The organism is Paenibacillus sp. TAF43_2 (assembly GCF_052113545.1).
Lineage (GTDB): Bacteria > Bacillota > Bacilli > Paenibacillales > Paenibacillaceae > Pristimantibacillus.
This window is the reverse complement of record NZ_JBFRDK010000304.1, coordinates 1-6,607: the sequence shown is the minus strand read 5'-3', so window position 1 is coordinate 6,607 and position 6,607 is coordinate 1. Positions and strand designations below refer to the sequence as shown.

The following is a 6,607-nucleotide window of genomic DNA, read 5'->3' as shown; positions in this document are numbered from 1 at the left end:
CGCTTAAGCCTGGAGAAGCACAAACAAATCAACAACAATAATAACAGCATACGAAATGGAGAGATTCCTATGAAAACAGTTCATTCTAAAGTAAAGAAAAACAAAGTGATGATCTGGGCAACCAGCATTGCGGCTTGTGCGGTATTGACTCTGAGCATTTATGCAGTAAACCAAGACGCAGGCAGTACTTCTCCTGGTGCGGTCACGAAAAATCCAAGCGGCACCATCGAGAATAATGGTCCTGGACCGGCGACCTCAGCAAAACACAGGGTAAACATTGATGGTGTGATTGATGAGGTAAGTACCGACGGTCAAAGCTTTCGAATTGGCGAATTGTGGGTGACAGTTACGGAAAAAACGACTTACGGCATAACAGGCCCATCAGCTCCTGATATTTCAGAGCAGCTGGTAAGCAAGGAATTTAAAGTGGGCAACACGGTATCTGGCTTCACCTCGGAAGACGTCACGAGCGGAAAGGTAACAGCCGACGTCATTTTCAATAATTTTTGATATAGCTACTGCTAGCATACTAACCGCATCCTCCTATGGATGCGGTTTTTTGCTAGCATTATATAAAATAGACGATCATAAATCAAAAAAAGACCGATCAAAAAAACTAAGTTTTTTACAGTAGGAACTAAATTCTTACAGGTAAACGATTAAGAAACGTTTTGTTAAGATAATTATTGTAATCGCTTTCAAGTTAATTTATGGAAGGAAGTGAAGCTCGAGCAGCCTATTTCAGGCTGTACAGCATCATGTGAGACTAAATGCAATTAAAAAAAGAGGAGGAATACAGATGAATTAATTGTAACCTCAGATGACGGGACATGGGACGCTTACCTATACTATTTAGATATTCTGTCAAACCCCGAATCTAGTAGAGAGAGTTAAGCGGTACGGAGTGGCGCGAACAACCATACTCGTATTTTAATACGAGGAGGTACTACCATGTTCAATGCAAAACTAATAAAAGGGGCAGCGGCCCTAGCACTCTTCAGTTCGTTGTTCTCCACCCCTATAATGCCTATTGCCAGTGCAGCCGATGCCAACTGCCCAAATGGATATGTAGGTCTGACATACGACGATGGCCCAAATGCCAGTAACACTACATCACTGCTCAATGCTCTGAAGCAGGCCGGTTTGCGTGCAACGATGTTCAACCTTGGGCAAAACGCACAAAATAATCCGTCACTCGTGCGGGACCAAGTGAATGCGGGCATGTGGGTTGGAAACCACTCTTATACACATCCTCACATGACCACATTGAGCAGCTCGCAGATGTCATCTGAGATTACGCGGACACAACAAGCGATCCAGTCAGCTACCGGAGCTGTACCAAAATTGTTCCGCCCGCCGTACGGCGAGACTAACGCAACTTTGAAGTCAATCGAGAGTCAAAATGGTCTAACCGAGGTGCTTTGGAACGTTGACTCACAGGACTGGAATGGCGCTACCACTGCACAGATCGTAGCCGCTGCGGGCAGACTGCAGAACGGCGATGTCATCCTGATGCATGATCAATACCAGACTACGCTCCAAGCGATTCCCCAGATTGCTCAGAACCTTAAGAGCCGGGGACTTTGCGCTGGTATGATTTCAACAAGCACCGGCCGAGCGGTTGCGCCTGACGGTGGCGGTACAACTACTCCTCCAAGCACAAGTACAAAAAAGGAAGCCGAAAGCATGACCAAAGCTGGTCAGTACACCGGGAATATCAGCTCGCCGTTCTCTGGTGTTGCTTTATACGCCAACAATGATTTGGTCAAATACACACAGAATTTCACGAGCGGAACTCATAGCTTCTCACTCCGTGGTGCTTCAAATAACTCCAATATGGCCAGAGTTGACTTGAAAATAGGCGGGGTGACGAAGGGGACCTTCTACTTCGGAGGCAGTAGTCCCGCGGTCTATACCATCAGCAATGTCAACCATGGAACCGGTAATCAAGAAATTGAGCTCGTTTGCACCTCCGATAACGGAACATGGGATGTTTACATTGATTATTTGGAAATTCAGTAAATAACTCGAACCAGTAAAGGAAGCGATTTAGTTATTGATTTAAATTCAAATCGTATTTTCCACTAAATCCCGGCGGGAGCTTCTGCGTCGGGATTTTTGTGATTAGTCTTGTTGAAAAACTGAAGAAAACTTATCGTCATTTTTCAAGCTAAAAGATTGATCATTTACAATATTGGTTTAGTTCTTGACCTAAGGTAATGTCACCCATATAATTATCCATTAATAACCAAGAGAATGTCGTTAAGGAGAGTGAAGTTAATGGAACCTACCCTTACAGCCGATCTTGAAAGAATACTGCGAAAACTTGATCAAGCTGATTTAATTAATCTTTTAGTTGATCGGATATCCTCCAGTGACTTGAATTCACTTCTCTTAAAAGTATTCAGCGAGAAAACAAAAACATCTTCTCCAAATGATCTTTTTAAAAGATACAAGAATAACCGTTTTGTACACCCAGCTGACGTCGACGTGCTACTGCTTAAGAGGTTGGAGTTGGATGTTTTAGATATTGCTTCAAAACATTCTTTTTCACCAATTCAACTATCTCCCGTAGCACCATTGGGCTGTTCGTCTGTGCTAGGAACGGTTGATCAAAACAAAGCAATTTCCGCTTTAAGAGGAACGGAGGTTGTATCAGATGCAACCAATCTCTTAGCCCTGCATATCAGTAAATTACTTAAATCAAATGTTTCAAATGATAAGAGAGATAATTATATTCGCTTCTCTACAACCCATAGGCATGTCCGAGCGCAATTCTTTGGAGATGCTCCAGGGATGCTGCCTCATTTCCATTTATTTTGTATGGTGACGTCTGGATTAGATGAAGGTTCCTATAGCTTCGAAAAACAATCATTATGGGAGCATATAAAAGTATACCAAAGTATATTTGAAACGCTGTTTGGGTCTGACATCGAGATCATTTTAAGTGAACGCAGTGGTTACAAAGATTCAGCTGGCTTAGTCTCAAGGATTATAAAACACGGGAATGGACTGTCAATGAATGTGTCGGTAAGTACAGGTGAGCCGAATATGGAAAACCAGTATTATACAGGATTACAGTTCACATTAAAAACAGTAATAGGCGAAACGGAATATTTTATTGGCGATGGCGGTTTTGTAGATTGGACACAAAATATGTTAGGCAGCAGGAAAGAGCGGCTTTTAATTAGTGCAATTGGTCTGGATAGGCTCATTTTGTGAAGTTCCGGCCTTTCTAATAGGACTCGAAATTATTGAATTCCTACTAAGTAGGTGATTATCATTTTTGAGAAGATGTATGCTGCAAACGTAATGGATTCTTTGACTTATCTTTTCATCTTTATTAGGACTGATCCAACGAACCCTTTACTTTTTCAACTTTTACTTAAGTATCGATGCTGGTTACATGAAGAAACCAAATTTAATTTTCGCTCAATTAAGCGGTTACTAAATGAATTGAATTTAATTGAAGATCCTCGATACAAAGCAACTATTATCTCAAAACTCAAAAGAATAAGCTTGTACAATAAGCTTCATAACATAGAAAGGGTATATCAGAGTATAGGTCCGATTAAATACATAATAGAAAATTTAATACATATGATTGACCAACAAGATACAAATAAAATAAGCATTATGGCTAGTTCAGTCCATAATTATCCATCATTCATTTTAGGTAAATACAAATGCAACGCTGTAGATTTCTGGAATGATCAGATTTGCTTTTACAATAGAATTTATCAAAGTGATTTCATGAGTGATTGGGAGTATTTGTTTTTTGAATATTATCCGAAGCACGAGCAATCACTGTTGCGTTAACCATCTAATAGGAATACATATTAAAATTATAAAAATGGAGTGATTAAGTGTTTCCGATTCTAGAGACAGAAAGATTGCAACTGAGAGAAATCGTTAAAGAAGATGCTCATAGCATCTTTCATTGCTTTTCCAATCATGATGTGACACGATATTATGGACAAGATACGTTAACACAAAAGTTATAGCATATGGTTTTAACGAACTTGGGTTAACACGAATTGGCGCGATTGTTTTTATTGAAAATAAAAAATCCAATCAATTATTAAAAAACCTAGGTTTTGAAAAAGAAGGGATTTTGAAAAACTATATGTATCAAAATGGTGTTGCCTATGATACAAACATTTACTCTTTGTTAAAGTAAAAATTACATTAACTAACTATACAAAGCGATATTCACGCTTAAAACCTCCCAATCGAAAAGAAGCCAAGTTTTACAGGATTTTTGGGAGGTAGTTTTATAGTTTATTAGGCAGTTTTGAATTTTAAATTAATTAAATGGGAGTGAAAACATTATGAGTTTAATGCGAATAAAAGTTCCAGCTGGTTATGCCATTATTTATAATAAATTTCATGATGTTGATCCAATTCTCGCCGAAAAAGAAGAAGACTTTTTAAGCAACTGGCATTACTTCACGGAAGATATCATGCAAATTCATAAACTCAAAAATAGAGATGGACGATATATCATTCCTGAAAGTGACACAACCATAATTGATTTAGGATGGTACCCTGATAGTAGCTTAAAAGGGGAGTATAAACTAATACTTGTACATATTGATGTAGATAAGTATTGGAATGAAATAAAAACAATGAGGTCTAAAAACAGATTTGAAATTAGAGATACTATTGAAATTTGGTTGCGAGAACTTAATAATGATCAACCTGATGATGGATTTTAAGTTAGTTACAGAAATCACTTTTCTGATGTATACATAATACTTCTAGGTAAGTATCATCGAGGGCAAATTAATTTAAAAATTCGAGCAAATTCTTTTGAACCCGTCAACATTGATTATATTTCTTTTGTGAGACAGAAATATCAATAGCTACGATTTGAATTACAGGAAAACGATAGTTATACTTTAGTTCTGGAGCAGTTTGCCATGGCAGCTGCTCTTTATTATTTATTAAAATAAAGGATCGTACGGCTACAATACTTGGTCATAGTGATATATGATGAAGAAGGTCAGTACTCCCTCGTATTTGTAAGAGAAAGGTGTGTAAATCCTGTTTAAGCTTAATCATGTCTCTCGTCCTATACGCACTACTTTATTCATTGTTATTGTTCTCGTTTTTTCGATTAGCACCGTATCTGTTTTGTTGTATGGCGATCATTTTCTCATTGGGTCATATGATAAACAAAATAATGACGACGTCAAATATGTAAATAGCGCTAAAATTTTATTGAATAAGCACACAATTGCTTATAACAGCGGCGATGAGCCGTCTGCTTTCATCATGCCAGGAATGCCAGTTGTACTGGCTGGTCTCATGCTCATCTTCGGACAAGGAGATGGAGGGGTTGTGGCATTTCGAGTCCTAATGGCAGCCCTGCAAGCGTTCTCGATCTATTTGATTTTTATGGCGGCTAATCAACTGTTTAATAGTAGAGCTGCTATAATAGCCAGCATCGCAACCGCGCTTTATTTGCCCGATTATTTTTCTTCAGGCGCCATTTTGTCGGAGACAATGTTCCGCACGCTGTTCATATTGCTTATTTGCTTTAGCCTTCTTGCTTTAAGGAAACAGGAAACGAGGTATTACATTATTTCAGCCGCTATTGTTGGGCTAGCATGTTATTTCAAACCGCATGCGGTACTTTTTCCCGTTGTCTGGTTCATTTTATGGCTTGTGCAAAAGATATCTTGGAAAATTAAGGTGAAGTATACAGCAGTTATTTCGTTAACGTTGATCCTTTTGCTATCACCATGGTGGATACGGAATTACGTTACATTTGATAAATTCATTCCATTCACACAGTCAGCAGGCAATCCGATGTTATTAGGCGCACTTATTAACAACAAGGCACCTTCAAAGGCCTTCTTCGACACCCATCTAGAATACGAGGGCATCAGTGAAAATTTATTTACAGGCTCTGACGCTGCTCAAGCCGAAACAGCACAAAAGATTGTAAGCTTCGGCTTTAAAAATCAACCATTAAAATACTTGAAATGGTATACGATTGATAAAGTATTTGGATTATATGCGGCTCCTTATTATTGGAAAACGGTATTTGGTGTAAATATTTGGATCGCGGGCATCTATCATGTCGTATTTATGCTATTTGGAGCAGCAGGTTTACTGATTACGCTTAAGCGAGCCTTCCGGCAAAAGGATATTGCTTATTTGTTTTTATTGCTTTCACTGGCCTATTTTACATTGATCTATATTCCTTTTGTCGCATTCAATAGGTATGGTTACCCGAATGTGTTTCTTTTCTTTATGAGCGCAGGTTTTTTTATCGACTGGGCTATTGCAAAGTATCAAAGTACGAGTGTGAAAAATAATGTCACTGCCAACCTTTAAAAGCTTCAAACCTACACGGGAATCATAGATCGGAGGATTTATGAAAAAAAGATATGCTTTCTTGCTATTTATAGCAATCAGTATTTTATTATTAATAGGATATAATAGATACTTTTATAGTTTTCAAGCTCTTAATAATAATGCTGTCATATTTAGTGGTCCGACCAAATCTCCAAATGGCGAATATAATGCAAGTGCATATTATATCCCTTATGGTGGCGCAGCAGGTGGCGTTTTGTATCTTGTCGAGGTTGAAGAGAGC

At 38.5% G+C, this 6,607-nt stretch carries 6 protein-coding genes and 1 pseudogene; all 7 read left to right on the top strand.

Annotated features, from left to right (window positions below):
* The coding region (locus AB4Z17_RS32555) for a hypothetical protein (RefSeq protein ID WP_441964485.1) at positions 1 to 510 on the top strand (510 nt) is incomplete at its 5' end.
* 441 nt (positions 511 to 951) lie between these two features.
* Complete coding sequence (locus AB4Z17_RS32550; RefSeq protein ID WP_441964483.1) at positions 952 to 2,022, top strand: polysaccharide deacetylase family protein; 1,071 nt, start codon at positions 952 to 954, stop codon at positions 2,020 to 2,022.
* Between the two features lie 258 nt (positions 2,023 to 2,280).
* A complete protein-coding gene (locus AB4Z17_RS32545; RefSeq protein ID WP_441964481.1) occupies positions 2,281 to 3,222 on the top strand; it encodes a hypothetical protein in 942 nt (313 codons plus the stop codon).
* Between the two features lie 644 nt (positions 3,223 to 3,866).
* A pseudogene (locus AB4Z17_RS32540) lies at positions 3,867 to 4,180 on the top strand (GNAT family N-acetyltransferase).
* Between the two features lie 151 nt (positions 4,181 to 4,331).
* A complete protein-coding gene (locus AB4Z17_RS32535; protein ID WP_441964479.1) occupies positions 4,332 to 4,718 on the top strand; it encodes a hypothetical protein in 387 nt (128 codons plus the stop codon).
* A 505-nt stretch (positions 4,719 to 5,223) separates the two neighbouring features.
* Positions 5,224 to 6,345, top strand: coding sequence for a glycosyltransferase family 39 protein (locus AB4Z17_RS32530; protein WP_441964477.1), 1,122 nt, complete (start codon positions 5,224 to 5,226; stop codon positions 6,343 to 6,345).
* 40 nt (positions 6,346 to 6,385) lie between these two features.
* On the top strand, positions 6,386 to 6,607 hold a 222-nt coding region (locus AB4Z17_RS32525), incomplete at its 3' end, for a DUF5412 family protein (protein ID WP_441964475.1).